Origin of the sequence: Streptomyces sp. M41(2017) (genome assembly GCF_002078175.1) — a bacterium.
In the GTDB taxonomy this organism is placed as follows: domain Bacteria; phylum Actinomycetota; class Actinomycetes; order Streptomycetales; family Streptomycetaceae; genus Streptomyces.
In genome coordinates this window covers 4,774,243-4,801,027 of sequence record NZ_MWFK01000001.1, presented here as the reverse complement: position 1 = coordinate 4,801,027, position 26,785 = coordinate 4,774,243, and the positions used below count along the sequence as shown (strand labels likewise).

Below are 26,785 nucleotides of genomic sequence, written 5' to 3'. Positions count from 1 at the left end.
TGACTGACCCCGACCCCGCTCAGGTGGCGCTGCGTTCGCTCGCCTCGCGCAGATCCCGCTCCAGCGCACGGTTCCTGGCACTGTCCGGCTGACCCGCCGCCGTACCGGGGCGTCCCGCGCGCAGCAACTCGCGCCAGTGCTCGCGGCTCCAGTCGGCCGGCCGCGTACCGGTCGTGAACTCCTCGACCAGGGCGAGGAAACGGGCCGGGTCGCTGTGGAACGGAAAGTGGCCGGCGCCCTCGAAGATCTCCAGCCGGCTGCCGGGCATGGCCTCGTGGGCTCCGTAGGCGTGCCGCACCGGCACCACGCTGTCCCGGTCGCCCCACAGGAGCATGGTGGGCATGCCCTCGGTGAGGTAGCAGCGGTCGAGCATGGTGACCGCCTGGCCGCGCCAGTCGACGACGGCCCGCAGCGTCCGGATGAACGCACTGCGGGACGTGGTGTCGGGCAACGCGTCCACCAGGTTCAGCAACTCCGGTGCGTCCTGCCCCAGATCGGTGTCGAGCAGCCGCATCAGCCGCAGGAAGAGCCCCACTTGGAGCCGCATGCCGGGCAGTTGCAGGGAGGAGAGGACGAGATGGGCGCCGGGCAGGGAGACGGCGCGCAGGACGGGATTCACCTCGCCGCCCACACCGCCCGCGCTCACGAGGATCAGCCGTTCGGTGCGTTCCGGGAACTGGTACGCGAACTGCATCGCCACTCCCCCGCCCAGCGAGTGCCCGACCAGCGTGGCGGACTCGATGTCGAGGGTCGTCAGCAGGTCACGGACCCCGTTGGCGTAGGCGGCCACCGAGTAGTCGGCACGCGGCTTGTCGGAATCGCCGTGGCCGAGCAGATCGGGTGCGATCACCGTGTGGCTGCGGGCGAGGTCGGGGATCAGGTCGGCCCAGGTCGCGGAGGAGTCGCCGATGCCGTGGATCAGGACGAGCGCCGGGCCCTCGCCGGCCATCCGGTACGCGCGCCGGTAGCCGTGCACGACACGGTGGCGCAGGCGCAGTTCCGCGTCGTGCACGGAGCGCAGCCGCGGGGTGCGGCGCTGATGCGGGGGCGGTGAGTCGTCCATGGGTCGGCCTCCCCGTTCCGGGCGACCGCTGGGCGGCCGACGCAGTCCACGAGCCGTCGCGACGACGGCTCCGGGGCCGTCCGGTGGGCGGCCCCCAGCTTTCCTCCTCAGCGTAGGGCCCCTGTTTCACCAGGGATTTCCGTGAGGTTTCGCCTCCGCTAAGCGGGCGAACCCGCACGGACCGGGACCGGATTGTCAGTGGCGGACGGCAAGCTGGGTCCAGGAGCAGTGTCACGACAAGCCGACCGGGAGAGCCGTCCGATGCCGACCGCCGTACTGACCGAACACGAACGCGCCGCCGTGCAGGCCTATCTCCGTCTCCTCCAGACGGTTCGAGCAGCGTTCGACGGCCCGCCCGACGGGGGCCGACCACCCATGGTGCCGCCGGCCGTCCTCGCCGAGGCGGAGCGGGCACTGGCGGCGGCCGGACTCGCGGGCAACGAGGAGGAGTTCTTCCGGCTGCTCCAGGCGTGGTGCCCGGAGCCGGGCTGGTCGTGAGACGTGAACTGGTGCGGGGCGGGGGCCGATCGGGGGGTGGGTCCGGTCCCCGGAGCGGGGACGGGGGTCCGGGCCGGGCGACGGAGGGACGGGTGCGGGTGGGCTGTGTACCCGGGTCCTCGTCAGAGTCCGGGGCCGGGACCGGGTTCGGGCTCGGGCTCGGGCTCGGGCCGGGGGCCGGGGTCAGGAGTAGGGCGAGGCACAGGGTCGGGGCGAGGCGCGGGATCGGGGCGAAGAACCGGGTCGGGGCTGGGGTCGAGGCTGGGGTCGGGACCAGGGGCCGGGATGGGGTGCGGAGACGGACTCGGCACCCGACCACGGCCCACGGCCGCGTCTGGTCCTGAGCCCGCCCCAGCCCCTGTGCCTGCGCCTGTGCCTGTGCCTGTGCCTGTGCCTGTGCCTGTGACAGGCGAACGGCCGCGAGGCCGGTGGATCTCGGCGCCGTGTCGAGCCCGGAGCGACGCTCCCCCGGCGAGGCTGCCGTCGAGGAACGCGGACAGTTCGGAGAGCGCGTCCAGGGCCCGCTGGAGCGCGGGGCGCCGTTCACCGTGCGCGACGGCGATCAGGAACCAGATGACGGGATCGGCCCACACCCTGCGGTCGGGCTCCGCCAGGAGGTCGCAGAACTCCCGGTAGCTGCGCAGCCGTCCCTCGGGTTCGAGGAGGACGTCGGTGCCGATGCTGGACTGGGTCGCGTAATAGATCTCGCAGGCGGCGAAGGCCGCGTGCACCTTCTGCAACAGGCCGGGCAGCCGCGTGTCGTCGTTCCCGGCCAGGCGCAGGAACGGCAGGTCGTGGCGGGTTCGGGTCATCTGTGCGAACAGGCAGGCGGTCATCCACACGCTGGACCCGAGGACGACGCCCTTCCCGGCGAACCAGTCGGCGCCCTTGCCCTCCATCTCCCGCGGGTCGGTGAGGACCTGCGCGGGCGGGTAACAGCCTTCGCGTTCCACGGAGGTGGCGTAGAGGGAGAGCCGGTGGTGGACCTCGGCGGTGTGCCACCGGAGGGGGTTGAGGTAGGCCATGGTCCGGGTCTCCCGCTGGACCCGCTCGCTGTCACGGCGCTGTTGCCGACCGGACACCCACGCGAGCGTCAGGGAGATGGCGCCCGAGGTCACCGCGGAGACCAGGGTTACGGACAGGGCGTCCACGGGGCTGCCTCTTTCACGCGGGATCGGTGGGCGGAGGGGGTGGCTTCAGGACGACCGGTGACCGGCGTCGGGGCGTGGGCGGCCACGGACGGGCGGACTCGGCGGAGTTGCCGCCCGGATCCGGCCGCGGCCCACCTCGTGGCCCGTCGCGTCCCACGGCCCGTCTCGTCTCACGGCCGGCCGCCGAACTGCCACAGGTGGACCTCGATGTCGGCGTAACGGTCAGCGGCGCGGGGGTCTGCGTCGAGCACGGCACGCGCCGCGTCCGGATCCGACGCGCGCACCAACGCGGCCGTACCGAGCCAGGTGCGCCCGTCGTCGGACAACAGGGGCCCGTACGCGATCAACTCGGCGCGCTCGGTGGCAGGCACCGGGTCGGGGAGGCCGGAGGCGTCGATATCCCGCCGCTCGCCGAGGCCGAGGACCAGGTAGCGTGTGCCGCCGGTCCGCCCGCCGGGGAAGTCCCACATGGTGCGCCCCAGCAGGTTCCGCCAGCGGCGCAGCATCACGTCCCGGTACACACCCGCCTGATAGCCGGGCTCGTCGAACGCGAACGCGCGGGCGGCCGGGACGTCCGGCAGGTCGACGATGTGCACGCTGCCGGTGGGAGCGTCGTCGTCACCGGGGCCGGTGAGGGTCGGCCCGCGGGCGATCATCTCCTTCGCGTACCCGTCCATGTAGGACCAGTGGTCCTCCAGCAACTCGTCACGCAGCGCGAGCGATTCGGCCCGGTCACGGTGATAGCAGAAGAACTCCATACCCCCACTCTGTACCACCGGACAGCCGTCCGCCCCGGCCATGGAGAAGCCGGCGCACCCGCGACACCGACGGCCCCCGGACCCCACCGTGAGACGACCGGAACGGGTGGGGAGCAGGGAGCAGGAAAGTGAAGGCGCGCGCTCTGCTCGCTCCGTTCAGCGCTCCCGCGGAGGTGTCCACGTGTACGGCGTTGCCGTGGTCGCCGGGTGGAAGCCGAGGCGGCGCAGGGTCGGTGCGCTGGCCCGGGACGCGTCGACATGGAGGTGTTCGGCGCCTCGGGCCACGGCCAGGCGGGCCCGGGCCGCGGTGAGGGCGCGGTAGAGTCCCCGGCCTCTGCATCGCGGGACGGTCGTGCCGCCGCGGAGGCCGGCGACGGGGCCTTCAGCGTGCGGGAGTGCGCGGGACCGTCACCGCTGTGGCCAACAGGCCGCCCTTCACCGTCCAGCGCCCGTCGAAGGAGGCGACGGGTCGTCCGTCCACCACCGGCCCGGGGACCAGGAGTCGGGCGCGGAAGCGGCCGCTGAGGGCGGCCGACGGGGTGGCGCCGGGCGGGGTCGGTGCGACGGAGATGTCGATGTCCGCCTCGGAGAAGTCCAGCCACTCGCCGGTGAGGGGGAACCACGCCTTGTAGACCGACTCCTTGGCGCTGAAGAGGAGGCGGTCCCAGTGCACGGCGGGAGTCCGGGCCCGGAGGCGGGCGAGGCCGGCCGACTCGGCGGGCAGGGCGATGGTGTCGAGGACACCGGCCGGCAGGCTCTGGTGGGGCTCGGCGTCGATGCCGAGTGAGGCGAGGTCCGCGGCGCGGGCGAGGGCGGCGGCGCTGAAGCCGTCGCAGTGGGTCATGCTGCCGACCAGTCCGGCCGGCCACTGCGGTGCGCCGCGCTCGCCGGGCAGCACGGGGGCCGGCGGGATGCCCAGCTTCTCCATGGCCCGCCGTGCGCAGAGACGCACGGTCGCGAACTCGCGTCGCCGTTTCGCCACGGCGCGGGTCAGGAGCGCCTGCTCCTCGGGGTACAGCGGTGCGGCCTCGGTCCCGTCGTCACCGTGGCTCTCCACGGCCACCACCGACTCCGGGAGCAGCTCCTCCATCACCGGCTTTGACCTCCATCGGCAGAATGCGGCGCAGCGTGCCCGGCTGTCCCGGGCGCCTGCGCCATTCTCGCGGGTAACCCACCGAGACCTCTTCGAAGCGCACACCCTCGTGCCAGGTGGTCCGCGGGATGTGCAGATGTCCGTAGACCATCGTCTCGACGCGGAACCGGCGGTGCCAGTCGGCGGTGGCGGTGGTGCCGCACCACATGGCGAACTCGGGGTAGCGCAGGATGTCCGTCGGATGGCAGTCCAGCGGATAGTGGTTGACGGGCACGACCGGCAGGTCGTCGGGGAGTTCGGCGAGCCGGCGTTCGGTCTCCGCGACGCGGGCCCGGCACCAGGCCTCACGGCTCGGGTAGGGGTCGGGGTGGAGCAGGTACTCGTCGGTGCAGACGACCCCGGTCTCGTGGGCGTAGGCCAGGCCCTGGTCCTTGTCGGCGCAGCCCGCCGGCAGGAACGAGTAGTCGTAGAGCAGGAAGAGCGGGGCGACGACGGCCGGGCCGCCGGGACCTTCCCAGACGGGGTAGGGGTCCTCGGGGGTCGCGACGCCCATCTCCCGGCACAGACCGACGAGGTGGTCGTACCGGGCGACGCCCCGCAGCTGGACGGAGTCCTTCGGGTGGGTCCACAGCTCGTGGTTGCCGGGGACCCAGACGACCTTGCGGAAGCGGCCGGCGAGGGTCTCCAGGGTCCAGCGGATGTCGTCGACGATCTCGCCGATGTCCCCGGCCACCAGGAGCCAGTCGCGGTCCGTCTCCGGGTGCATCCGTTCGACTATGGAGCGGTTCTCGGGATAGCCGATGTGCAGGTCACTGATGGCGAGCAGGTTCCCGTCACCGCCGTCGATCGGCCGCACGCGGCACCCCCGAAGAACCGTGGACATCGGACGGCAACACAAGAACACACACGGCCGCCGGGGGACAAGGAGGCGCCGCTTCGGCAGGCCGGCCGGACGATCGGTGAATCCGTAACATCCCTGTAGCAGCGAAGGGGTTCCGCGCCCCCTATGATCGCCCCAACACCACCGTCTCGAACCGGCCTTGGCCGATGGCGGCCGGGTGTACCTCCCCTACCCCTGGCCGGGCTCGGCCTGCTCCGCCGTGCCCGGAAACCGTAAAGGTGGCTTGCATGGGCTCTCGCGTACGCGTCTGGCTCAACCGCACGTACGCGGAGAACGTGTTCTTCATCGATCAGCTGCGCAGTAATCCGCAGCATCGTGCGGTCGAGGTCCATGCCACCCACGGCGACGCCGACTCCCCCGTCCTGGCCGCGGCGGACACCGCCGAGCTGGAGCCGGACGGGCTGTCGCCGCGCGCCTATGTCGAGTACGCGCTCGACGTGTGCGCCCGGCGCTCGATCGACGTGTTCGTGCCGGTCCTGCACCAGGCGGCGATCGTGGCGCAGCGCGCGGAGTTCGCCGCCGTGGGCACGGCGCTGCTGGCGCCGCCCGCGGAGGCCGTCGCGGTCTTCCACGACAAGGCCACCGCGTACCAGGCGGTCGAGTCCGTGGGGGTGCCGGTGCCTCCGTGGTGGCGGGTACGCACGGAGGAGGAGCTGGTCGCCGCGGTCGAGCCGCTGGAGGCGGCGGGTCAGCGGGCCTGCTTCAAGCCGGCCGCCGGAGCGGGCGGGGTGGGCTTCCGGGTCATCACCCGCACGCCGTTCTCCCTCACGCATCTGAACGGCTTCCCCAGCGCGTACGTCCCTCTCGACCTGGTCGTGGAGGCGCTGCGCGCGGCCGAGGAGCCGGTCGACTGGCTGGTGATGCCGCACCTGGGGCAGCCCGAGGTGTCGGTGGACTGTCTGACCGGGCCCGACGGCCGGGTGCGCATGGCGATCGGGCGCACCAAGAACGGACGCCGTCGCGGCTTCACCCTGCACCCCTCCTGGATCGAGCCGGCGACGCTGCTCGCGGAGGCGTTCGGTCTGAAGCACCTGTCGAACATCCAGTTCCGCATGTACGGCGACCAGCCGGTCCTGATGGACGTCAACACCCGTCCGGCGGGCGGGCTGCACCAGCTCGCGCAGTGCGGGGTGAACGCCCCTTGGGCGGCTGTGCAGTTGGCGTTGGGCGAGGAGACGGGCGAGATCGTCCCGCCGTTCCTCGCGCAGGACTACACGGTGGTGTCGGGTCCGCGTCCGGTGCGTCCGGTGTCGCTGCCGCAGCAGCGGACGGCGGGGGACGCGGCGGTGCCCATGCTCCCGGCGGTGCCGGCCCAGCCCACGGACTCCCCGTCCGGCCCGCACGGGGCGGTCGCCGCGAACGCGACGGGATCCACGGCGTCCGCGCCGGCGGGCCAGGCGAACGTCTCGGCGTCGGCGACCGCTGCCCCGGTGGGAAGCGCCGCCGCGGCGCCGGCCCAGGTCCTGTCCGCGACGCCGGGCCTGCCCGACGACACCTGGCACACCCCGGTACGGCGCCGGTGAACGCGTATCCGGTCGGGCCGAGCCCCGGAGCGGGTGCCGACGGACCGGTGGTCCCCCGTGAACGCTGACGGCGGGACACGGATCCGGTGCGCGCGGGAGGCCGACGCGGCCGTGATCGCGCGCGTGCACATGGCCTCGCGGGCGGCGACCATGCCGTATCTGCCCCCGCAGAGGCGGAACCACGAGCAGGTCACCCGTTGGGTCCTGGACGTCCTGTTCATGGAGTGCCGCGTGTGGGTCGCGGTGTGCGACGCGGAGGTCGTCGGCTACGCGGCCCTGAACGGCGACCTGCTCGAACACCTCTATCTGCGCCCGGACGTCCGTCGGCGGGGCATCGGCACGCTCCTGCTCGACGAGGTGCGCCGGCACCGGCGCGACGGGGTGTCCCTCCACGTCTTCCAGCAGAACACCGACGCCCGCGCGTTCTACGACCGGCACGGCTTCACCGTCGTCGAGGTGAGTGACGGTGAACGCAACATGGAGCACCTGCCCGACCTGACGCTCCGCTGGACACCGGAGAGCACTCCTCGACCACTACCGTGACGCCGCGAACTCCCGTCGGCGAGAACGCAGTTGATCGGAGAACCGAAATCCGCTCCGCATCTTGACAGCGCGATTGGTCCATACCAACTTGGTGGCGCACCTCTCTGCACTCCCGAACACCCCATTCCCCAGGGAGATCGCGTGCGCATCAGACAGCTCAGACGATCCAGACATCGCTTCCTCGCCCTCCTCGGCACGGCCGCGCTGGCCCTGGCCGGGGCCGTCGCCCTGCCGGGTACGGCACAGGCGGCCAACATCCTGACCAACCCCGGCTTCGAGACGGGCAGCCTCTCCCCCTGGTCCTGCTCCGGCAACCTGGGCTCCATCGTCTCCAGCCCGGTGCACGGGGGCTCCAAAGCCCTTGCCGGGGCCGTGAGTTCGAGCGACAACGCGCAGTGCACCCAGACGGTGTCGGTGCAGCCGAACACGACGTACAGCCTCAAGGGCTGGGTCCGCGGCAGTTACGTCTACCTCGGCGTCGACGGCGGCGCCTCCACCTGGACGTCGTCCCCGTCCGCGTACAGCCAGCTCAGCGTCTCCTTCACCACCGGCGCCTCGCAGACCAGCGCGAAGATCTACGTGCACGGCTGGTACGCGCAGGGCACCTACTACGCCGACGACATCAGCCTGGACGGTCCCGGTGGTGGCGGTGGCTCCGACACGCAGGCGCCGACCGCGCCCACCGGACTGACCTCGACCGGCAAGACCTCCTCCAGCGTGTCGCTGTCGTGGGCCGCGTCGAGCGACAACGTCGGCGTCACCGCGTACGACATCTACAGCGGCTCCAACCAGCTGCTCAGCGTGTCGGGCACCAGCGCGACCGTCAGCGGGCTGTCCCCCTCCACCGCCTACACCTTCACCGTCAAGGCGCGGGACGCGGCCGGGAACATCTCCGGCGCCTCCAACTCCGTGAGCGTCACGACGAACGCGGGCGGTGGCGGCGGCACCGGCTTCAAGCAGGCCGCGCCCTACCTGTACGAGGGCTGGGGCGACCCGCCCAACCCGACCACGGTGATGAACGCCACCGGCGTCAAGTGGTTCACGATGGCGTTCGTCCTGGACTCCGGCGGCTGCACGCCCAGTTGGGACAGCAGCCGACCGTTGACCGGCGGGGTCGACCAGACCGCCATCAACCAGATCCGCTCCGCGGGCGGTGACATCGTGCCGTCGTTCGGTGGCTGGCAGGGCAGCAAGCTCGGGGCCAACTGCTCCTCGGCGAGCGCACTCGCCGGCGCGCTGCAGAAGGTGATCGACGCCTACGGCCTCAAGGCGATCGACATGGACATCGAGAACACCGACGAGTTCGAGAACGAGGCCGTCCAGGCGAAGATCCTGACCGCGCTGAAGACCGTCAAGGCCAACAACCCCGGCCTCAGGACGATCGTCACGTTCGGCACCTCGACGACCGGCCCGACCTACTACGGCAACCGGCTCATCGAGCAGGCGCAGTCCCTGAACGCCAACATCGACGTCTTCACCATCATGCCGTTCGACTTCGGCGGCGGCTCCGACATGTACGGCAACACCGTGAACGCGGCCGAGGGGCTGAAGACCAAGCTGAAGTCGACCTTCGGCTGGGACGACGCGACGGCCTACTCGCACATCGGCATCTCCGGCATGAACGGCCTGTCCGACCAGCAGGAGAACACGACGCCTGCCATCTGGACTTCGATTCGCGACTGGGCCAACACCCACCACATCGCCCGGCTCGCCTACTGGTCGGTCAACCGCGACCGGCCCTGCCCCGGGGGCGGCGTGGTGAGCAACTGCTCCGGCATCAGCCAGAGCACCTGGCAGTTCACGTCGATCACGGCCGGCTTCACGGGCTGAGGCCGGCAGCGGGCCTGCGGGTCGTCCTCGCCTCGCGGGGCCGCCGGACAACGCGACGACGCGGCGGGCCGCCCGGATCTCCGGGCGGCCCGTCGCGTTACGCTCCCCGCACGACCGGCGTCAGCAGAAAGGCCCGCGGTGACCAGCACGCTCTCCGAGGGGGACACCCCGCCCCGCGCCCGACTGGGCAGTTGGCCCACTCCCCTCGAACCGGCTCCCCGGCTCGCGGCGGCGCTCGGCCTCCGCCCCCACGACCTGTGGGTCAAACGCGACGACCTGACCGGTCCGGGCGGCGGCGGCAACAAGATCCGCAAGCTGGAGTGGACCTGCGGCGCGGCACTCGCCGACGGCGCCACCGTGCTGGTGACGACCGGTGCGGCGCAGTCCAACCACGCCCGGCTGACGGCGGCCGCGGGCGCCCGGCTGGGCCTGCGGGTGGTCCTCGTCCTCGCGGGCCCGCCTCCGGAGTCCGGGCCCGCCGGTGCCCCCGCGAACACCGCCTCGGGCAACCTCGCGCTCGACGGCCTCCTCGGCGCGCGGGTCGTCTGGGAGGGCGACCGCACCCGCCTCGCGGCACGGGCGGAGCAGGTGGCGGAGGAACTGCGGGCGGCCGGAGAGGTCCCGGCGCTGATCCCCTTCGGCGGTTCCAGCCCGCTGGGCGCCCGAGGCTACGCCGAGTGCGCGAACGAGATCATCGACCAGGCACCGGACGTGGCGAGCGTGGTCGTCGCGCTCGGCTCGGGCGGCACGATGGCGGGGCTCGTCGCCGGGCTGGGCGACGAGCGGGTCCTCGGCGTGCACGTCGGCGCCGTCGACGAGCCCGCCCGGACCGTCGCGGACCTGGTGTCCCGGCTGTGCGGCAGGCCCTGCGACCCGCGCGCGCTCAGGGTGCGCAACGACCAGGTCGGGGCGGGATACGCCACGCTCACCGAACCCGTCATGAACGCCCTGACCCTGGCCGCGCGGACGGAGGGCATCGTCCTCGACCCGGTCTACACCGGCCGGGCCCTGGCCGGGCTGGCCGCCGCCGTCACGGACGGCGACATCACCCCCGGGCAGCGCACCGTGTTCCTGCACACCGGCGGGCTGCCCGGCTTCTTCGGCCACCCCACGGCGGTCGCCCGCGCGGAGGCGGGGCTGCGCGGCCTGCCGGACGACCCGACGACACCCTCCTCGCCAAGTCCCTGACGCGGGGGGCGTCGGACCCGGGAGGCCGCCGGCGCCGGCTACGTGAGGTAGCCGAGGCCCGGGTGCACGGCCGTGTAGCCGTCGACCAGGGCGCGGGCCACGTTCACGGAGTCCACGAGCGGGTGCAGGGCGAAGGCCTTCACCGCGGTCGTGCGGGACCCGGACGCGGCGGCGGAGAGCACCTCGCGCTCGACGGCCTTGACCGCGCACACCAGGCCGGTGGCGTGGCCGGGCAGCGGGTCGACGGCAACGGGGTGGGCGCCGTTCGCGTCGACCAGGCAGGGCACCTCGATGACGGCCTCGCTGTCGAGGGCCGCGAGCGTCCCCCGGTTGCGGACGTTGAGGATCAGGGTGGTGCGCTCGTCGCGGGCGATGGCCCGCATCAGGGCGAGCGCCACCTTCTCGTAACCGCCCGACAGGTCGTCCGCCTCCCGCTCGCCGGCGCCGGCCGCGTCCCTGTTCTCCGCCATGTAGGTGGCCTCGCGTTCGGCGCGCGTCCGGTCCCAGGCGCTCAGTGCGGCGGCGTCCGGCCGCTTCATCTCGTCGTAGAAACCGGCCTGTTGGTCGCGCAGGAACGCTCCGCGGGTCCGGTCGGCCTGCTGATAGGCGCGGACGGTCTCGCGGTTGAAGTAGTAGTAGTGCAGGTACTCGTTGGGGATCGCGCCGAGCGACTGGAGCCACTCGGTGCCGAAGAGCCTCCCCTCCTCGAAGGAACCGAGCAGGGCGGGATCGGCGAGCAGGCGCGGGAGTTCGTCGCGGCCCGCGACGCGCAGACCCCGTACCCAGCCGAGGTGGTTGAGCCCGACGTAGTCGATGAACGCCTCGCGCGGATCGGCGCCGAGGACCCGGGCGATCCGGCGGCCGAGGCCCACCGGCGAGTCGCAGATCCCGATCACCCGGTCGCCGAGGTGGCGGGACATGGCCTCGGTGACCAGGCCCGCCGGGTTGGTGAAGTTGATGACCCAGGCGTCGGGCGCGAGGCGGGCCACGCGCCGCGCGATGTCGTCGGCGACGGGCACGGTCCGCAGGCCGTAGGCGATGCCTCCGGCGCCGACCGTCTCCTGGCCGAGGACTCCCAGGTCGAGGGCGACCCGCTCGTCGGCGGCACGTCCCTCCAGGCCGCCGACCCGGATCGCGGAGAACACGAAGTCGGCGCCGCGCAGGGCCTCGTCGAGGTCGGTGGTGACCGTCACCTCCGGCGCGTCGGGCACGTCCGCCGCCTGTTCGGCGAGGACCCGGGCCACGGCGGAGAGCCGGTCCGCGTCGAGGTCGTGCAGCACGACCTGGGTGACGCGGCCCTCGGCGCGGTCACCGAGGAGCGCCCCGTGGACGAGGGGGACACGGAATCCGCCGCCGCCGAGAATGGTCAGCCTCACGCAAGTACCACCTTCGCAGTTCGTCCGGGGCCGCGGGCCGCGCGGCGAGGGTCACGCCACGGCCGCCCGGACGCCCGTTCCTTCCCGGGCGGACCGCGTCACCGGGCCAGGGGCTCCCGCGTCGTCCCACGTCACACGTCCCGGTCCCGTGGCCGGTGTCGTCGCTCCGCCGGCACGCCGTGAACAGTACTCGGCGCCGTCCGGCTTTCCCCGCAGCGCCGTGGGGGCGGTCCCCGGACGCCGCCTAGCCGCTCGGAGCGGTCCCCACAAGTGGTCCTGGGCCCTACGCGTGGCCGGGCACCCCGTGATTCCATTCCAGCCCGGTGTCCGTCGCGCTGCGGAAGGTTGCTGATGAAACGTCAACTAGTCACGCTGGTAAGCCTGTTGGGAGCGTTCTCGCTCGGTCTGGGATCGTCGGCCGCGGCGTCGGGAGCGCCTGTGTGGACCGAGGCCGGCACCTCGTACGTCGACTCGCTGAGCGGCGGACAGGGCCTGGCGAGCCGGGCGGACGGGTCGCTGCTGCACCGCGGGCTGCTCAGCATCCCCCTCGGCCTGCGGATCAAGGGCTGGAACCACGTGGGCGACCCCGACATCGCCCAGGGCAACGTGTTCGACGCCTATCAGGGGCCCGACTCCGCGACGACGAAGATGTTCGCCGTCACCACCCCCGCCGGGAAGCGCTACGAGTACGTCCACCGGCTCGACCCGGGCGAGAAGCTGAACAACTCCTTCGCCACGGTGTCGCCGGACGGACAGTGGCTGGTGTCGGGCGAGTGGGGCGACCAGGACCGGCTCCAGGTGTTCCCGGCCCCGCTGCTGAACCCGTCGACCCCGCGCACCGGCGGCGCCCTGCCGCAGGCCGGTCCGATCACGCTCGACCGACCCGTCCGCGACATCCAGGGCTGCGACTTCGTCGACGCCACCCGACTGCTGTGCGCCTCGGACGACGGTTCGCGCGCCCTGTTCCCGGAGGACCGGCCGCTGCTCCAGGTCGACCTGGAGCACGCGGTGGACGGCAGCTCCGTCACCGGGCACGTCACCAGTCTCTTCGCCCTGCCGCAACGCGGGGTGTGCGACGGGACGTACGAGGCGGAGGGCGTCGACTACGACACGGCGAGCGGGACACTGCGCGCCCAGGTCGTCCAGCCGGGCGTGTGCGCCGTCGCGACCTCCGTGTACGCGTACCGGCTGCGGTAGCCGGCGGCCCGGTGCGGGCGGTCAGGCGTAGAACCGGGACAGGCTCTGGAGGACGGCGGCGGGTTTGCCGCCGCCGTCGGTCTCGACCGTGCCGTCGACGGCGATCTGCACCCCGCCGGGCACGTCCTCGACCGAGGCGAGCCGCGCGGCCAGCCGGATGCGTGAGCCCGCCTTCACGGGCGCGGGAAAACGCACCTTGTTCAGCCCGTAGTTGACTTTCGTGGTCACGCCCCCGACGTCGAGGAGCGAGGTGAAGAGGGGGATGAAGAGGGACAGGGTCAGATGACCGTGGGCGATGGGGGCGCCGAACGGACCCGCCTTCGCGCGCTCCGGATCGACGTGGATCCACTGGTGGTCGCCGGTGGCGTCGGCGAAGGTGTCGATCCGCTCCTGGGTGACCTCGATCCAGTCGCTGGTGCCGAGGTCGCGCCCGGCGAGGGCGCGGAGTTCGTCGAGGCCGTTCACGGTAATGCTCATGCGTCTTCCTTAGGGGGTGCCGTAGCGGGTACGGACGCGGGACTTGAGGAGCTTTCCGGAGGCGGTGCGGGGCAGTTCGTCGGTGACGACCACCGATTTCGGGATCTTGTAGCGGGCGAGACTGCCGGCGAGCGAGGCGAGGACCTCGTCCGGGTCCAGCTCGGCGCCGGCGCGGGGGACGACGACGGCGCGGGGAACCTCGCCCCAACGGGAGTCGGCGACACCGATCACGGCGCACTCGGCGATGCCGGGGTGGGCGAGCAGGAGATCCTCGATCTCGGCGGGATAGATGTTCTCCCCACCGGAGATGATCATGTCCTTGAGGCGGTCCACGATGAAGACGTAGCCGTCGTCGTCGACGCGGGCGGCGTCCCCGCTGCGGAACCATCCGTCGGTGAAGACGGCCGCCGTCTCCTCGGGCAGGCCCCAGTAGCCGGGCATGACGTGCGGTCCGCGCACGACGACCTCCCCCGTCTCGCCGGCGCCGACCGGTGTCAGGTCCGGCCGGACCACGCGGACGTCGCTGAAGAAGTGCGGCACGCCCGCCGATCCTGCCTTCTCGACGGCGTGCTCCGCGTCGAGGAAGAGGGTGCCGGGGGCGGCCTCGGTCATGCCGTACCCCTGGAGGAAGGTCAGCCCTCGTCGCTGGTAGGCGGCGATGAGCGGAGTCGGTACGGGTGAGCCGCCGCAGGTGAGGATGCGCAGCGAGGACAGGTCGGCCTCGGCCCAGCGCGGGTGTCGGGCCACCCGGTCGAACATGGTGGGTACACCGAACATGAACGTGATGCGGTGCCGTTCGACGAGGTCGAGGGTGGCGGCCGGGTCGAAGGACTCGGTGAGGACGCAGGTTCCGCCCTTGAGGATCACCGGGAGGGTGAGCATGTTCAGACCGGCCGTGTGGAACAACGGGGCGGACACCAGGGCGCGCTCGTCGGCGGTGAGGTCGTGGTCGACGAGGACGTTGACGGCGTTCCAGGTGAGGTTGCCATGGGTGAGCATCGCGCCCTTGGGACGGCCCGTGGTGCCCGAGGTGTACATGATGATGCAGGTGTCGTCGGCGGTGACGGGCTGGTCGATCGGCTCCTCGGACGCTCCGGCGATCAACTCCTCGTAGGTCCGGCCGACATCGATGTACGTACGGACCTCGCCACCGCCCGGCAGCCCGGCGACCAGGCCGGTGAGGCCGGGGGCGTACACGAGGGCCCGCGCGCCGGAATCGGTGAGCTGGTGGGCGATCTCGGGTCCGGCGAGACGCGGGTTGAGCGGCACGAAGACCGCGCCGAGGACGCCCGAGGCGAACAGGGTCTCCAGGTAGGAGGGGTGGTTGGGGCCGAGATAGGCGATCCGGTCGCCGGGGCGGACACCCAGGGCACGGAGGGCGTGCGCCAGCCGGGTGCTGCGCGTGTGGAGTTCCGCGTAGTCCGTGGTGGAGTCGCCGTGGATCAGGGCGGTGCGGTGCGGGGTTTTGCGGGCCCGGCGTGCGGGCCACGACCCCAGTCCCTCGTTGCGCATCGTGGGCCCCTTACGGTGTGAGTCCGAGGAGCCGGGCCGCGTTCTCCTTGAGGATCTTCGGCCTGACCTCGTCCTTGACCGGGAGCTTCTCGAAGTCGGCGAGCCAGCGGTCCGGGGTGAGGACGGGATAGTCGGAGCCGAAGAGGACCTTGTCCTTCAGCAACGTGTTGGCGTACTGCACGAGTTGGGGCGGGAAGTACTTCGGTGACCAGCCGGACAGGTCGATGTGCACGCCCGGTTTGTGGGTGGCGATGGCGAGGGCCTCGTCCTGCCAGGGGAACGACGGATGCGCCAGGATGATCTTGAGGTGGGGGAAGTCCGCGGCGACGTCGTCCACGTGCAGCGGGTTGGAGTACTTGAGGCGGATCCCGCCGCCGCCCGGCACCCCGGCGCCGATGCCGGTCTGCCCGGTGTGGAAGAGGGCGATGGTGCCGGTCTCCTCGATGACCTCGTAGAGCCCGTACGCGACGGCGCGGTCGTCGGGGAAGAAGCCCTGGATGCTGGGGTGGAACTTGAAGCCCTTCACCCCGTACTCCTCGACCAGCCGCCGGGCCTGGCGCACGCCGGCCTTCCCGCGGAAGGGGTCGATGGAGGCGAAGGGGATCAGTACGTCCGGGTGGGCGGCGGCCGCCTCGGCGACCTCCTCGTTCGGGACGGGCTCGGTGCCGGTGGCGGACTCGGCGTCCACGGTGAACACGACGGCGGCCATCCTCCGTTCGCGGTAGTACGCCGCCGTCTCCTCCAGGGTCGGCTTCCGTCTGCCCTCGACCTTGAAGTAGGCGCTGGAGGCGTCGTGCAGGTCGTCGCCGAGCGAGGAGTGCCCCTTGGAGGACACCTCGGCGTGGGTGTGGACGTCGATCGCGACCAGTTCGTCGAGGTTCGGAGCATGCGTCATCACGCCACCGGCAGCTTCGGCGCGGGGATGCCGACGGTCTGCGGTTCGGCGCCGAGCGTCCCCGGCCACGCGTCGGCCAGGGCCTCGGGGGTCCAGCCGCCGTCCGCGTAGGCCGCCTTGATCTCCTGCGGATGGGACCAGAGGGCGACTTTGTCACCGCCGATCCCGATGGCCTGTCCGGTGATCCCGCGGGCGGCGTCGGAGGCGAGGAAGGGGACCAGGGCCGCGCAGTCCTCGGCGGTGCCGAAGCCCTCGCCCCTGCGCAGGAAGTCCGGGAGCGGGGTGCCGTCACGCAGGGCCTCGACGTACGGCGCGAACGCCGGGATCGTCTCGGTCATGGCCGTGGCGGCGACCGGCACGATCGCGTTGACGGTGATGCCGGCGCGGCCCAGCTCCATCGACCAGGTACGGGCCATGGCGGCGACACCCGCCTTCGCCGCGGCGTAGTTCGTCTGGCCGAAGTTCCCGCGCTGTCCGGCGGGCGAGCCGACGAGGATCAGACTGCCGCCCTCCCCCTGCTCGCGCATCCGGACGGCGGCGGCACGGGCACAGGTGAAGGTGCCCTTCAGATGAGTGGTGACCACCGCGTCGAAGTCCTCGTCGGTCATCTTCCACAGGACCTTGTCCCGCAGGATGCCCGCGTTGGTGACCAGGACGTCGATCCGTCCGAACTCCCTTACGGCACGGTCGACAAGACGGTCGGCGGCCTCCGCCGTACCGACCGCCACCACCTCCGCCACGGCCTCCCCGCCGGCCGCGGTGATGGACTTCACGGCCTGCCGGGCCACGTCCTCGTCGAGGTCGTTGACGACCACGCGGGCGCCGGCGGCGGCGAGGGCCCGGGCGTAGGCGAGTCCGAGGCCACGGCCGCTGCCGGTGACGACGGCGGCCTTGCCGGTGAGATCGATGCTGGGCACGAGAGGGTCCCTTCGATGCGGTGCGGCTTCCGAGATCGAAGCTAAGAGCAATAGTTGTCGACGTCAATAGTTGTTGAAGCCCGTTCCGTGCGGCATGCTGGTGCCGCACGTCCGAACCGCCCCGCCCGGGGCCCGGCCCCAGGGAGTCCGTCATCGCAGGCCAGCAGCGCGCCACCGACCAGGCAGCAGCCCCCGTCCGGATCGACGCGCGGGAGCCGTGGATGCGCGGACTCCACGCGGACACCGGCTACCTGCTCTACCGGCTCGGCCTGCGCTCCGGGCAGTTGTTCAACGCGTTCCTCCAGGAGTCGGGACTGCGGCTGCGCCACTACGCGTTGTTGCGCTTCCTCGCCGGCTCGGAGGGCGCGCTGCAGAGGGAGCTGAGCACGCGGCTCGGTTACGACCCGAGTGCGATCGTCGGGCTGGTCGACGACCTGGAGAGGCTCGGTTTCGCGGAGCGGCGCCCCTCCCCCGACGACCGGCGCAGCCGCGTCGTCGTGCTCACCGAGGACGGGCGGGCCTTCCTGCGCGACACGGACGAGGCGGGGCTGCGTGTGACGAACGACCTGCTGGAGCCCCTGGGCACCGCCGAGCGCGCGACCCTGCACGCGCTGCTGCAACGGATCGCGGACATCGAACCGAACGCATGACCGGCGGCCGGTCCGCGCCCGAGCGGCTCCTCGCCGTGCTCGCCGCTTTCGACCACGCCCACCCGGCGCTGTCGCTCACGGCGATCAGCCGGAGGGCCGGCCTCAGCCTCACCACCGCCCACCGGCTGGCGGCCGCCCTGACCACGTGGGGCGCGCTGGAACGGGACGCGGACGGCGTCTACCACGTGGGGCTGCGTCTGTGGGAGACGGCGGCGCTCGCACCGCGCGGTCTGGCGCTGCGGCAGGTGGCCCTGCCGTATCTGGAGGACCTGTACGAAGCGACCCACGAGAACGTCCAGTTGGCGGTCCGGGACGGGGACGAGGTCGTCTACATCGAGTGGATCTCGGGGCGTTCGGCCGTCGGCGTCCGGATCCAGGTGGGCGCGCGCTGGCCCCTGCACGCGACCGGCGTCGGCCTCGCGCTGCTCGCCCACGAGGCCGCGGCACTCCAGGACACCTACTGCGCGGGCCCGTTGGCGGCGTTCACCGCGCACACGATCACCGACCCCGACCTCCTGCGCCGCACCCTCGCCGACGTGCGCCGCACCGGCGTCGCGGTGAGCGCCCGTCAGGTCACGGACGACGCCCTGTCGGTGGCGGCCCCGGTCCACGGCCCGGCCGGAACGGTCGCCGCCGCCGTGTCGGTCGTGGTCCCGTACACCGGCGCGCGCGTCCCGGCCCTGATACCGGCGGTGCGGCTGGCGGCCCGGGGGATCTCCAGGGGACTCGGCTGGCGGCCGGAAGGCCCGGCGGGGACGGCGGGGACGGGGACCTGATCCCGCAGGGGCCGCGTCCCGTCAGTCGCGTCGTACCGCGATCACGTTGTCCGTGACCGTCGCCGTCCGCCCCTCCGGGCCGGTGGCCGTGCGTCGGGGTGCCTCGGCCCGTTCGACGCGCCAGGTGTCGTCCAGGTGCAGGGACGCGACGACCTCGCCGGGCGTGGGGAAACGGATGTCCTGGCCGGCCTGCCAGGACCAGGGTGCCAGTGAGGCGTGCTCGATCACGACCAGCAGGCCACCGGGGGCCACCGCCCGGGCGGCCCGGCGGAGCACCTGTTCGCGGGAGATGGTGACCGGGGTGTGGAAGTAGGTGGCGGTGACCAGGTCGTGGGTTCCGTCGGGGAAGGTCTCGGCCAGATCGTGGCGGCGGAGCGTGACACGGTCCGCCACGCCGGCGGCCGCGGCTCCCGCGGCCACCCGGTCCAGGGCGGTCTGTGACACGTCGACGGCCGTGACGTGCCAGCCGAGCCCCGCGAGCCACAGGGCGTCCCCGCCGTGCCCGCAGCCGAGGTCCAGTGCGGTGCCCGGCTCGGGCGCCAGGTCGCCGAGCAGGTCCGTCAGGACGACGTTGGGCCGGGTGCCCCACCGCGCGTCCATGCCGGCGTAGTGCTTCTCCCAGAAGGCTGCGGAGTCCGTGCTGCTGTCGTTCATGGGGTCCTCTCGGGCGTGGCCGGCGGGTGACCGGCGCCTCGGGGCCTCATCCCGCTCCGCGGGATTCCCGGGCGATGTGCCGGCGAACCGAGCATGCGAGCGCCGCTCCCGGAGTTGCAACGGATCATGCCGTTTCGGCAAGCTGCCGGTATGGGCACCGCGAAGAAGGACGTGCTGGACGCGGTCGGACCCCGTCTGCGGGAACTGCGGCGCCGACGCGGACTGACCCTCGCGGACGTGTCCGGGCGGTCGGGGATCAACGAGAGCACCCTGTCCCGTCTGGAGGGCGGCGCCCGCAGGCCGACCCTGGAGCTGCTGCTGCCGCTCGCCGAGATCTACGCGGTGCCGCTCGACGACCTCGTCGGCGCGCCCCGTACGGGCGACCCGCGTATCCACCTGAACCCGGTCACCCGCGACGGCATGACCTACGTGCCCCTCAGCCGGCCCGGCGGCGTCCAGGCCCACAAACTGCTCATCCCGCCCCGGCCCGGCGTCCAACCGGACCTGAAGACCCACGAGGGCTTCGAATGGGTCTACGTGCTCACCGGCCGGCTCCGCCTCGTGCTCGGCGACCGGACCACCGTTCTCACGGCGGGCGAGGCGGCCGAGTTCGACACGCGGGTGCCCCACTGGCTCGGCTCCGACGACGACCGGACCGTGGAACTCCTGGTTCTCTTCGGACAGCAGGGAGAACGGGCCCACCTCAGGGCACGTACCGGCTGACGTCCGCAGCGGCGGGGTCACCGGCGGCGCCCAGCTCCGCAAGCAGCCGGCGGTCCCTCGGGGCGTCGGCCCGGTCGAGGCGGGTGGTCAGCAGCCGGCGGGCCGCCTCGCAGCGGCCCGCCGCCACGAGGGCGTGGAACAGGGTCTCCTCCACGACCTCGCGCTGGGCCGCGCTGCCGCCGACGCGGGTGAGGACCGGGAGGAGTGCGGTGAGGCCCGCGGCGGCGTCGGCGAAGCGCTCCTCGACGAGGGCGGCGAGGGCCTCGCAGAGCGGGGCGACGACCGCCCGCTGCACCGGGTCGGCACCCGCGGCGTGGTCGCGGAGGCGGCGCAGGGCGGGGAGGTCACCGGCGGCCGTGAGAGCGACCGCCGCGTGCAGGGCGGTGAAGGCCGTGGCCGGGCGCTCCACGTGCTCGGGGGCGACGCTGTCGAGCACGTCCGACGCCGGTGTCCGGCCCCGCCAGCTGTCGCTGAGCCGGGCCCGCCACAGCAGGGACCCCGAGTCGACCAGTGCACGCACGCCGGTCACCCGGCCCGGGGCCAGCTGGGCGGACCAGCGTCTGCGGACGGCTTCGGCGTCGTCCAGGGCGAGTTCGTGCAGGGCGATGTGCCAGGAGAAGTGGGCCCGGTGGACGGCTCCCCTGCCCCGGCCGGAGACCCAGGCGTCCAGCCAGTCGCGGCCCTTCGCGTGGGCGCCCGACTCGTAGTGGACGTGGGCCAGCGCGTGCACGGCGTGCCCGGCGGCGGGCTCGGCGGCGAGGGCGTGGTGGGCCAGTTCGGCCGCTTCCGCCCGGCGGCCCTGCTCCTGCCGCAGGAAGGCGAGCAGCGAGGCCGGGAACCAGTGTCCGTCGTAGGCGGGTGAGGCCTGTTCGACCAGCTTCAACGCGTAGGCGGTGTCGAGGTCGTTGATGCCGGAGAAGGCGATGGTGGGCACGGCGGCGGCGAGGGCCAGCGCGTCGGCCGGGTGGGCGGCGAGGTGGCCGAGCAGGGCGCCCGCGCCGGCGTCGGGGGTGCCGGCGCGCACCCGGCGGTCGACCACGTCGACGAAGGAGCGCTCGCGTTCGTCGGCCCGGTCCCGCGCGGCGCGGCGGGCGTCGGCCAGCGCTCTCGGTACGTCCACGTCGGCGCCGCCCTCGTGACCGAGCAGGGCGAGCGCCGCGTGTCCGAGGGCGAAGCCGGGGTCGAGCGCGACGGCCCGGCGGAAGGCGTCCGCGGCGCCCGACCTGACCTTGAGGACCCGTTCGAGTCCGCTGCGGTGGGCGGCCGCCGCTTCGGCGTGGGTGGACAGCGGGAGTCCGTGGGAGTCGAGGGGGCGGCGGCGGGCGGCTCGTCGCGGCGGGACGAGGAGGGTGAGCAACCGCTGGGCCAGGTCGGCCGCCTGGGCGCGGATCTCGGGGACCGCGGTGGTCTCCCAGAGTTCCCCGCGGCGTGGGGCGCCGAGGGTGAACAGGGCGGGGCCGGTCCGCCCCGACGCGTCGACGAGCCGCCCGTCACGGGTCGCGACGCCCAGGCCGAATGGTCCGGGGACCGCCGCGTCGGCGTCGAACAGGCGACGCCACAGCGGGTCTTCGGGGCGCGGGCCGGGTCCGGTGCAGTCGATCACCCATCCGGCCTCCAGGCAGGTACCGTCGGAGAGGGTCACCAGGAGGGTGCCGTCGGGTCGTGCTGCCGTGCCGGTGATCCGCCCGGTGTGCAGGCGCAGCCGTCGGGCCGTTCGCGCCCGCTCCACCGCTTCGGCCGTGACCGGCGCCATGCGGTGGCGGTGGGTGTTCCACAGGGCGCCCTCGCGCTCCAGGAACGCGGCGCGCTCGCCGGGTGTGAGGCTGTGCCAGAGGCGCGCGGTGTGCGGGCGCAGGCTGTCCAGGGCGGGCCGCCAGTCGCCGTGGGTGCGTACCGCACGGCCGATGTGGCGGTAGACGGTCCGGCGCAGCGCGGAGAGGGTGGGGGCGTCGAGGTCGTCGGGCGCGGCCATCGGCTCGGCGGGGCTCAGCGCGTGCGGCTGGGGCAGCAGTCCGGTGCGGGAGACGGCGTGCACGGTGCGGTCGGGCTGGTCAAGGGTGAGCGCCAGGTCGACCGCGGTGAGGCCGGTGCCGACGAGCAGGACGTCGGCCCCGGCGCCGTCGTCGGCGCCCGTGTTCCGGCGGGTGAGGAGCTCGTCGAGGGCGCCCGGTGCCCAGGGGTTCCGGACGAAGCGCTCCGAGGCGCGGAGGCGGGGCGGGGCCCAGCCGGCGGTGGCGCCCGCCGGTCCGGTGGCGAGGACCACGGCGTCGGCGACCATGCTTGTCCCGTCGGCGAGCAGGAGTTCCGGTCGGCCGTCGGAGGTGGGGGTGCAGGCCTCGGCCCTGGTCCGCAGCCGCTGTAGGGCGACCGTGCCGTGGGCGTGGACGACGGCCCGCGCGAGGGTGTCGGCGAGGTAGGCGCCGTAGCGGTAGCGGGTGGCGAAGTCGGCCGGCCTGACGGTGGGTTCGCCGTGCCGGCACAGCCAGCGGGTGAAGTGGCCGGGGTCGTCGGGGTAGCAACTCATGCCACCCGCGGGCACGTTGAGCCGGTGACGGGGGTCGGTGGTGGCGTACGCGGTGCCGCGACCGGCCTCGGGGGCGGGGTCGATCAGGACGAGGCGGAGGGGCGTCCGGCGGCGGGCCGCCGTCTCGCACAGCTGCACGGCGGTGAGGGTGCCGGCCGCGCCCGCCCCGACGATGGCCACGGTGGGTCGCTCACGGGCAGGACTCACGGATACCTCCGGCGGGTCGGGTGCGGATCCGACAGGTGGAACTCCTTCGTCTCCCCCGTCGGCCGGAGCCGCCGGAAAGACCCCCGGATGAAAAGAGGGGGCTTTCACCGGAAACGCAGGATTCCGTTCGGCGCTTCCTACTCTGTTCACCGAAGGAGGCCGACGGACACCGTGGATTCCGGACGTCTGCGCGGGAGTCCTCACAGGAATCTCAGGTGAGGGACGCCGAATTCAAAGAATCGACCCATGAACGTCGCACAAGATGCCTCGGAGGCAAGGGGGAGCAGAATCGAGGAAAGGCGTTCCGTGGAGGTCCCCGAGATATCCGTCCGGCCCGCGTCCGTGCCGGAGACCGCAGGACGGCACCCGCGCCGGACGGCGCGTCCCGCCTGGTCACGGCGCGGGGTGCTCACCGCGCTCGGCGCGGCCGTACCGGCCCTCGCCCTGACCGGATGCGGCTCGTCCGCCGACGCGGCGGAGGGTACCGGCGGGACGGCGACCGGCGGCGCGACGCCCGGTTCTGGGGCGACACCCCAGGTCAGGACGCCGACCGTCACCGTCACTCCGGCCGACGGCACGAAGAAGGCCGCCTTCACCAGCCCGGTCGGGATCGCCGTGACGGACGGCACCCTGTCGACGGTCGTGGTGTCCGGCAACGACGGTTCCCTGCTGGCCGGATCCTTCGACGCGGGCCGCACCCGGTGGACCTCCACGAGGCATCCGTACTCGGGCACCAAATACACGGTCACGGCGAAGACGGACGACGGCTCGGAACACATCACGAGCTTCGTCACGAAGTCCCCGGGCGAGACCTTCGTGGGCCGGTTCACGCCGGAGGCGAATTCCACCTCGGGTGTCGGCATGCCCGTGTCGATCGCCTTCACGCACGCCGTGGCGGACCGGGCGGCCGTCGAGAAGGCCATCACCGTCACGGCGGAGCCGGCGGTCGAGATCGTCGGCCACTGGTTCGGGAACACCCGGCTCGACTTCCGGCCCCGGGAGTACTGGGCCGCCGGGACGAAGATCACGCTGAGCCTGCGGCTGAAGGACGTCGAGGGCGCGGACGGCGTCTACGGCGTCCAGTCGAAGGACGTCACCTTCCGTATCGGCCGTCGCCAGGTGAGCACCGTGGATCTCGCGAAGGACACGATGACGGTCGAGCGGGACGGCACGGCCGTCGCGAGCTACCCGGTCACCGGCGGTGACACGGAGCACACCACCTGGTCCGGGATCATGGTGATCAGCGAGCGGCTGCGGCAGACCCGGATGGAGTCCTCGACCGTGGGCCTCGGCGACGAGTACGACATCGCCGACGTGCCGCACGCCCAGCGTCTGACCACGTCCGGCACGTTCATCCACGGCAACTACTGGGCCGCGTCCTCGGCGTTCGGGAGCGGCAACACCAGCCACGGCTGCATCGGCCTGCGCGACGCGAAGGGCGGGGCGGACCGTTCCGTGCCGGGCCACCGGTTCTACGACAGCTCGATGCTCGGGGACGTGGTGGTGGTCGTGAACTCCGGCGAACGGACCGTCGAGGCGTCGAACGGCCTCAACGGCTGGAACCTGTCCTGGGCGGACTGGAAGGCGGGCAGCGCCCTGTGACGGTGGCGCCGAAGGGCGGGTGCCGGCGCGGCACGCCGCCCGCCCCGGCCACGTGACTCCTTCTTTCACGGCGTGAACTCCCGTGCGGCGCAAGGAGTTTCTCGGCTTCACCTCTTGACGGCCGGAGTGACAGAGAGCACATTGGCCGCGCAGCTGCTGTGAGAGCGCTCTCAAAGGTCCATGGGAGCGCTCTCACGGTTACCCGCGCACCCCACACTCCGTACCCGAAGAGGCACCCATGAGTGAAACTTCCGGCACACCCGTCAGACGCGGCTCCCTCCGGCGTGTACTCATCGCCGTGGTCAGCACACTGAGTCTGGCCGCGGCCGCCGCGACGGCCGCCACCCTCCCCGCCAACGCGTCCGCCCCCACTCCCCCCTCAGGCTGGTCCCAGGTCTTCCTCGACGACTTCAACGGCACGGCCGGAACCGGCGTCAACACCGCCAACTGGCAGTACGACACGGGCACCAGTTACCCGGGCGGCGCCGCCAACTGGGGCACGGGCGAGGTCGAGACGATGACCTCCAGCACCAACAACGTCGCCCTGGACGGCAGCGGCAATCTGCTGATCACCCCGCGCCGTGACGCGTCCGGCAACTGGACCTCGGGCCGCATCGAGACCAAGCGCACCGACTTCCAGCCGCCCGCCGGGGGCAAACTGCGCGTCGAGTCGCGGCTCCAGATGCCGAACGTGACCGGTGCCGCCGCCAAGGGCTACTGGCCCGCGTTCTGGGCGCTCGGCGCGCCGTACCGCGGCAACTACCAGAACTGGCCGAGCGTCGGCGAGCTGGACATTATGGAGAACGTCCAGGGCCTCAACACCGAGTGGGCCACGATGCATTGCGGCACCAACCCGGGCGGCCCGTGCAACGAGACGTCCGGCATCGGCGGCAACACCCCGTGCGCGGGCAGCACCTGCCAGGCCGGCTTCCACACGTACGCCATGGAGTGGGACCGGTCGACGAGCCCCGAGGAGATCCGCTTCTACCTCGACGGGGTCAACTTCCACACGGTGAAGGCGAACCAGGTCGACGCGACCACCTGGGCGAACGCCACCAACCACGGCTACTTCGTGATCCTGAATGTGGCGATGGGCGGCGGCTTCCCCGACGCGTTCGGCGGCGGTCCGGACAGCGGCACGGTGCCGGGCCACCCGATGGTCGTCGACTACGTCCAGGTCCTCCAGTCGGCCGGCGGCGGCGGTGGGACCACCCCGCCGCCCACCGGCAACCGTGACGCCTACGGCGCGATCCAGGCCGAGTCGTACGACGGGCAGGCGGGCGTCGGCACCGAGACCACCACGGACACCGGCGGCGGCCAGAACATCAGCTCCATCGCGAACGGCGACTACGCGCTCTACAAGGGCGTCAACTTCGGTTCCACGGCGGCCCGGCAGTTCTACGGGCGGGTCGCGAGCGGCGCGGGCGGCAGTGTCAGCGGCCTCGTCGAGGTGCGTCTCGACAGCCGGACCGCGACGCCCGTCGGCAGCTTCGCGCTCGGCAACACCGGTGGCTGGCAGTCCTGGCGGACCGTACCGGCGAACATCAGCTCCGTCACCGGGACGCACGACGTCTATCTGACCTTCACCAGCGGTCAGCCGGCCGACTTCGTCAACGTCAACTGGTTCGACTTCGGTCACTGAGCCGCGGCTCCCCGCGGGGAGCGGTGACCGACGGCCGGACGGCCGGCCGGACGGGAGGGGCGGGCCGCACGGTCCGCCCCTCTCAGCGCAGTTCGGCGCGGAAGGCCGCCGGAGCCGCGCCCGTGTGCTGCTGGAAGAACTTCGAGAAGTTCGCCGAGTCCGGGAAGCCGACGGCGACCCCGATGCGCCCGATCGGCATCTCCGTGTGGGCGAGGAGCCGCTTGGCCTCCAGGACCACCCGTTTGTCGATGAACCCCTTGGGCGTCTCGCCCGTGGCGGCGCGCACCGCGCGGACCAGGGTGCGCCGCGAGTAGCCGAGCCCGTCGGCGTAGGCGCTGACGCTGTGATTGGTGGCGAAGTCCTTCTCGACCGCGTCCCGGAAGCGGGTGAAGGTGGTGTCGGTGTGTTCCCGGGCCGCCTCGGCGGAACTGGCCGCGAGATGGGCGAGGCGGAGCAGGAACGCGGTCAGCGCGTGCCGCAGCACCGAGGTGTGCAGGCTGAGCGGCAGCGTGGTGGTGTCGACGTACTCGCGCTCCAGCTGGGCGAGCGAGTGCTCCAAGGCAGCCAGCCGGTCCGCCGCGGGGTGCAGCAGCGGGGGCAGGTCGTACCGGTAGAGGCCGGTCGCCTCGACGGTCGCGCGGGGCAGGAACCCGGGCTGCATGGTCAGGACCGTGCCGCGGTAGCGGTCGGTGCTGGAGAAGCGGTGCACCTGGCCGGGGCGGATCCACAGGATGTCGCCCGCCGCGGCCTCGTACTCGGCGAAGTCGATCATGTGCCGGACCGGGCCCTCGCTGAAGAGCATCACGACGTGGAAGTCGATGCGGTGCACGCGCTCCAGCGGGGCCTCCGCGTGCCAGGTGCGCCCGGTGCCCATCGCGCCGACCTGCATCCCGACGCCGGAGAGGCTCAGGTCGGACGGGAAGGGAAACGTCCTGATCCCGTCCGGGGTGCCGCCCGCGCCCGCGGCACCGCTGCGGACCGGGCTCCCGCCTTGGGTGGTTCTGTCTGCCATGTCCTTCTCGCGTCGGCTCGCCACGACTCTGCGTGTCCCACTTTCACCGAAGGCTGACACACGGGCACCTTCC

At 72.6% G+C, this 26,785-nt stretch carries 24 protein-coding genes and 1 pseudogene; 11 read left to right on the top strand and 14 right to left on the bottom strand.

The window, feature by feature from the left end:
* Positions 1 to 19: 19 nt before the first annotated feature.
* Positions 20 to 1,063: an alpha/beta hydrolase gene (locus tag B0675_RS20925; protein WP_081220335.1), complete on the bottom strand. Its 1,044-nt coding sequence runs from the start codon at positions 1,061 to 1,063 to the stop codon at positions 20 to 22.
* Between the two features lie 261 nt (positions 1,064 to 1,324).
* Between B0675_RS20925 and B0675_RS20920 the strand changes: the two genes are divergently transcribed.
* Positions 1,325 to 1,561, top strand: a complete 237-nt coding sequence (locus B0675_RS20920; RefSeq protein ID WP_081220334.1) for a hypothetical protein — start codon at positions 1,325 to 1,327, stop codon at positions 1,559 to 1,561.
* Between the two features lie 122 nt (positions 1,562 to 1,683).
* Here B0675_RS20920 and B0675_RS42025 read toward each other — a convergent pair whose 3' ends face one another.
* The 5 genes and pseudogenes from B0675_RS42025 to B0675_RS20895 all read right to left on the bottom strand — a co-directional run bounded on the left by B0675_RS42025 (position 1,684) and on the right by B0675_RS20895 (position 5,419).
* Positions 1,684 to 2,712 (bottom strand): hypothetical protein, encoded by a 1,029-nt coding sequence (locus B0675_RS42025; RefSeq protein WP_179165333.1) that lies wholly within the window; start codon positions 2,710 to 2,712, stop codon positions 1,684 to 1,686.
* 170 nt (positions 2,713 to 2,882) lie between these two features.
* Entirely contained in the window at positions 2,883 to 3,470 is a 588-nt protein-coding gene (locus B0675_RS20910) for a YciI family protein (protein ID WP_081220333.1), read from the bottom strand.
* Positions 3,471 to 3,626: 156 nt separating this feature from the next.
* A pseudogene (locus B0675_RS42020) lies at positions 3,627 to 3,842 on the bottom strand (GNAT family N-acetyltransferase); the annotation flags it as partial.
* Positions 3,843 to 3,852: 10 nt separating this feature from the next.
* Positions 3,853 to 4,563, bottom strand: a complete 711-nt coding sequence (locus B0675_RS20900; protein ID WP_081220331.1) for a 4'-phosphopantetheinyl transferase superfamily protein — start codon at positions 4,561 to 4,563, stop codon at positions 3,853 to 3,855.
* Positions 4,511 to 5,419, bottom strand: coding sequence for a metallophosphoesterase (locus B0675_RS20895; RefSeq protein ID WP_241539827.1), 909 nt, complete (start codon positions 5,417 to 5,419; stop codon positions 4,511 to 4,513). Before B0675_RS20895 ends, B0675_RS20900 begins: the two co-directional genes overlap by 53 nt.
* 272 nt (positions 5,420 to 5,691) lie before the next feature.
* On the opposite strand from B0675_RS20895, the gene B0675_RS20890 reads away from it, so the two are divergent.
* From B0675_RS20890 to B0675_RS20875, 4 genes are all read left to right on the top strand, one after another.
* Positions 5,692 to 6,987, top strand: a complete 1,296-nt coding sequence (locus B0675_RS20890) for an ATP-grasp domain-containing protein (RefSeq protein ID WP_081220329.1) — start codon at positions 5,692 to 5,694, stop codon at positions 6,985 to 6,987.
* Positions 6,988 to 7,044: 57 nt separating this feature from the next.
* Positions 7,045 to 7,530: a GNAT family N-acetyltransferase gene (locus tag B0675_RS20885; RefSeq protein ID WP_081221918.1), complete on the top strand. Its 486-nt coding sequence runs from the start codon at positions 7,045 to 7,047 to the stop codon at positions 7,528 to 7,530.
* Between the two features lie 147 nt (positions 7,531 to 7,677).
* Entirely contained in the window at positions 7,678 to 9,360 is a 1,683-nt protein-coding gene (locus tag B0675_RS20880) for a carbohydrate binding domain-containing protein (RefSeq protein WP_081221917.1), read from the top strand.
* A 138-nt stretch (positions 9,361 to 9,498) separates the two neighbouring features.
* Positions 9,499 to 10,548 carry a D-cysteine desulfhydrase family protein gene (locus B0675_RS20875; protein ID WP_241539826.1) on the top strand — a complete coding sequence of 350 codons (1,050 nt, stop codon included), beginning with the start codon at positions 9,499 to 9,501 and terminating at the stop codon, positions 10,546 to 10,548.
* A 38-nt stretch (positions 10,549 to 10,586) separates the two neighbouring features.
* On the opposite strand, the gene B0675_RS20870 is transcribed toward B0675_RS20875, so the two are convergent.
* Positions 10,587 to 11,924 (bottom strand): 6-phospho-beta-glucosidase, encoded by a 1,338-nt coding sequence (locus B0675_RS20870; protein WP_081220328.1) that lies wholly within the window; start codon positions 11,922 to 11,924, stop codon positions 10,587 to 10,589.
* 351 nt (positions 11,925 to 12,275) lie between these two features.
* Here B0675_RS20870 and B0675_RS20865 point away from each other — a divergent pair, with 351 nt between their 5' ends.
* Positions 12,276 to 13,121 (top strand): hypothetical protein, encoded by an 846-nt coding sequence (locus B0675_RS20865; RefSeq protein ID WP_081220327.1) that lies wholly within the window; start codon positions 12,276 to 12,278, stop codon positions 13,119 to 13,121.
* A gap of 21 nt (positions 13,122 to 13,142) precedes the next feature.
* On the opposite strand, the gene B0675_RS20860 is transcribed toward B0675_RS20865, so the two are convergent.
* The 4 genes from B0675_RS20860 to B0675_RS20845 are packed head-to-tail and all read right to left on the bottom strand — an operon-like array spanning position 13,143 to position 16,922.
* On the bottom strand, positions 13,143 to 13,598 hold the full coding sequence (locus B0675_RS20860; protein ID WP_081220326.1) for a MaoC family dehydratase: 456 nt from the start codon (positions 13,596 to 13,598) through the stop codon (positions 13,143 to 13,145).
* Positions 13,599 to 13,607: 9 nt separating this feature from the next.
* A complete protein-coding gene (locus B0675_RS20855) occupies positions 13,608 to 15,110 on the bottom strand; it encodes a long-chain fatty acid--CoA ligase (RefSeq protein WP_081220325.1) in 1,503 nt (500 codons plus the stop codon).
* 10 nt (positions 15,111 to 15,120) lie between these two features.
* A complete protein-coding gene (locus tag B0675_RS20850) occupies positions 15,121 to 16,005 on the bottom strand; it encodes an amidohydrolase family protein (protein ID WP_081220324.1) in 885 nt (294 codons plus the stop codon).
* The gene (locus B0675_RS20845) at positions 16,005 to 16,922 is read right to left on the bottom strand and encodes an SDR family oxidoreductase (RefSeq protein WP_081220323.1); all 918 of its coding nucleotides are present in this window, start codon (positions 16,920 to 16,922) and stop codon (positions 16,005 to 16,007) included. The genes B0675_RS20850 and B0675_RS20845 overlap by 1 nt, the downstream gene beginning before the upstream one ends.
* Before the next feature lie 221 nt (positions 16,923 to 17,143).
* On the opposite strand from B0675_RS20845, the gene B0675_RS20840 reads away from it, so the two are divergent.
* Entirely contained in the window at positions 17,144 to 17,572 is a 429-nt protein-coding gene (locus B0675_RS20840; RefSeq protein ID WP_081220322.1) for a MarR family transcriptional regulator, read from the top strand.
* The gene (locus B0675_RS20835) at positions 17,569 to 18,348 is read left to right on the top strand and encodes an IclR family transcriptional regulator (protein ID WP_081220321.1); all 780 of its coding nucleotides are present in this window, start codon (positions 17,569 to 17,571) and stop codon (positions 18,346 to 18,348) included. Before B0675_RS20840 ends, B0675_RS20835 begins: the two co-directional genes overlap by 4 nt.
* Before the next feature lie 21 nt (positions 18,349 to 18,369).
* On the opposite strand, the gene B0675_RS20830 is transcribed toward B0675_RS20835, so the two are convergent.
* Positions 18,370 to 19,002 carry a class I SAM-dependent methyltransferase gene (locus B0675_RS20830; RefSeq protein WP_081220320.1) on the bottom strand — a complete coding sequence of 211 codons (633 nt, stop codon included), beginning with the start codon at positions 19,000 to 19,002 and terminating at the stop codon, positions 18,370 to 18,372.
* A 150-nt stretch (positions 19,003 to 19,152) separates the two neighbouring features.
* Here B0675_RS20830 and B0675_RS20825 point away from each other — a divergent pair, with 150 nt between their 5' ends.
* Positions 19,153 to 19,725: an XRE family transcriptional regulator gene (locus B0675_RS20825; protein WP_107482692.1), complete on the top strand. Its 573-nt coding sequence runs from the start codon at positions 19,153 to 19,155 to the stop codon at positions 19,723 to 19,725.
* On the opposite strand, the gene B0675_RS20820 is transcribed toward B0675_RS20825, so the two are convergent.
* On the bottom strand, positions 19,706 to 22,456 hold the full coding sequence (locus B0675_RS20820) for an FAD/NAD(P)-binding protein (RefSeq protein WP_179165332.1): 2,751 nt from the start codon (positions 22,454 to 22,456) through the stop codon (positions 19,706 to 19,708). The two genes, B0675_RS20825 and B0675_RS20820, sit on opposite strands and share 20 nt — an antisense overlap.
* A 342-nt stretch (positions 22,457 to 22,798) precedes the next feature.
* On the opposite strand from B0675_RS20820, the gene B0675_RS20815 reads away from it, so the two are divergent.
* On the top strand, positions 22,799 to 24,058 hold the full coding sequence (locus B0675_RS20815; RefSeq protein WP_241539970.1) for an Ig-like domain-containing protein: 1,260 nt from the start codon (positions 22,799 to 22,801) through the stop codon (positions 24,056 to 24,058).
* Positions 24,059 to 24,296: 238 nt separating this feature from the next.
* Complete coding sequence (locus B0675_RS20810) at positions 24,297 to 25,700, top strand: glycoside hydrolase family 16 protein (protein ID WP_081220316.1); 1,404 nt, start codon at positions 24,297 to 24,299, stop codon at positions 25,698 to 25,700.
* A gap of 82 nt (positions 25,701 to 25,782) precedes the next feature.
* Here the strand turns inward: B0675_RS20810 and B0675_RS20805 are convergent, their stop codons facing one another.
* Complete coding sequence (locus B0675_RS20805) at positions 25,783 to 26,712, bottom strand: AraC family transcriptional regulator (RefSeq protein WP_081220315.1); 930 nt, start codon at positions 26,710 to 26,712, stop codon at positions 25,783 to 25,785.
* Positions 26,713 to 26,785 lie beyond the last annotated feature (73 nt).

Excerpts from the sequence above, each read along its gene's own strand:
- B0675_RS20925 (WP_081220335.1), bottom strand. The coding sequence starts at position 1,063 with ATGGACGACTCACCGCCCCCGCATCAGCGCCGCACCCCGCGGCTGCGC.
- B0675_RS20920 (WP_081220334.1), top strand. The coding sequence starts at position 1,325 with ATGCCGACCGCCGTACTGACCGAACACGAACGCGCCGCCGTGCAGGCC.
- B0675_RS20910 (WP_081220333.1), bottom strand. The coding sequence starts at position 3,470 with ATGGAGTTCTTCTGCTATCACCGTGACCGGGCCGAATCGCTCGCGCTG.
- B0675_RS20890 (WP_081220329.1), top strand. The coding sequence starts at position 5,692 with ATGGGCTCTCGCGTACGCGTCTGGCTCAACCGCACGTACGCGGAGAAC.
- B0675_RS20865 (WP_081220327.1), top strand. The coding sequence starts at position 12,276 with ATGAAACGTCAACTAGTCACGCTGGTAAGCCTGTTGGGAGCGTTCTCG.
- B0675_RS20860 (WP_081220326.1), bottom strand. The coding sequence starts at position 13,598 with ATGAGCATTACCGTGAACGGCCTCGACGAACTCCGCGCCCTCGCCGGG.
- B0675_RS20855 (WP_081220325.1), bottom strand. The coding sequence starts at position 15,110 with ATGCGCAACGAGGGACTGGGGTCGTGGCCCGCACGCCGGGCCCGCAAA.
- B0675_RS20850 (WP_081220324.1), bottom strand. The coding sequence starts at position 16,005 with ATGACGCATGCTCCGAACCTCGACGAACTGGTCGCGATCGACGTCCAC.
- B0675_RS20840 (WP_081220322.1), top strand. The coding sequence starts at position 17,144 with ATGCGCGGACTCCACGCGGACACCGGCTACCTGCTCTACCGGCTCGGC.
- B0675_RS20835 (WP_081220321.1), top strand. The coding sequence starts at position 17,569 with ATGACCGGCGGCCGGTCCGCGCCCGAGCGGCTCCTCGCCGTGCTCGCC.
- B0675_RS20830 (WP_081220320.1), bottom strand. The coding sequence starts at position 19,002 with ATGAACGACAGCAGCACGGACTCCGCAGCCTTCTGGGAGAAGCACTAC.
- B0675_RS20825 (WP_107482692.1), top strand. The coding sequence starts at position 19,153 with ATGGGCACCGCGAAGAAGGACGTGCTGGACGCGGTCGGACCCCGTCTG.
- B0675_RS20810 (WP_081220316.1), top strand. The coding sequence starts at position 24,297 with ATGAGTGAAACTTCCGGCACACCCGTCAGACGCGGCTCCCTCCGGCGT.
- B0675_RS20805 (WP_081220315.1), bottom strand. The coding sequence starts at position 26,712 with ATGGCAGACAGAACCACCCAAGGCGGGAGCCCGGTCCGCAGCGGTGCC.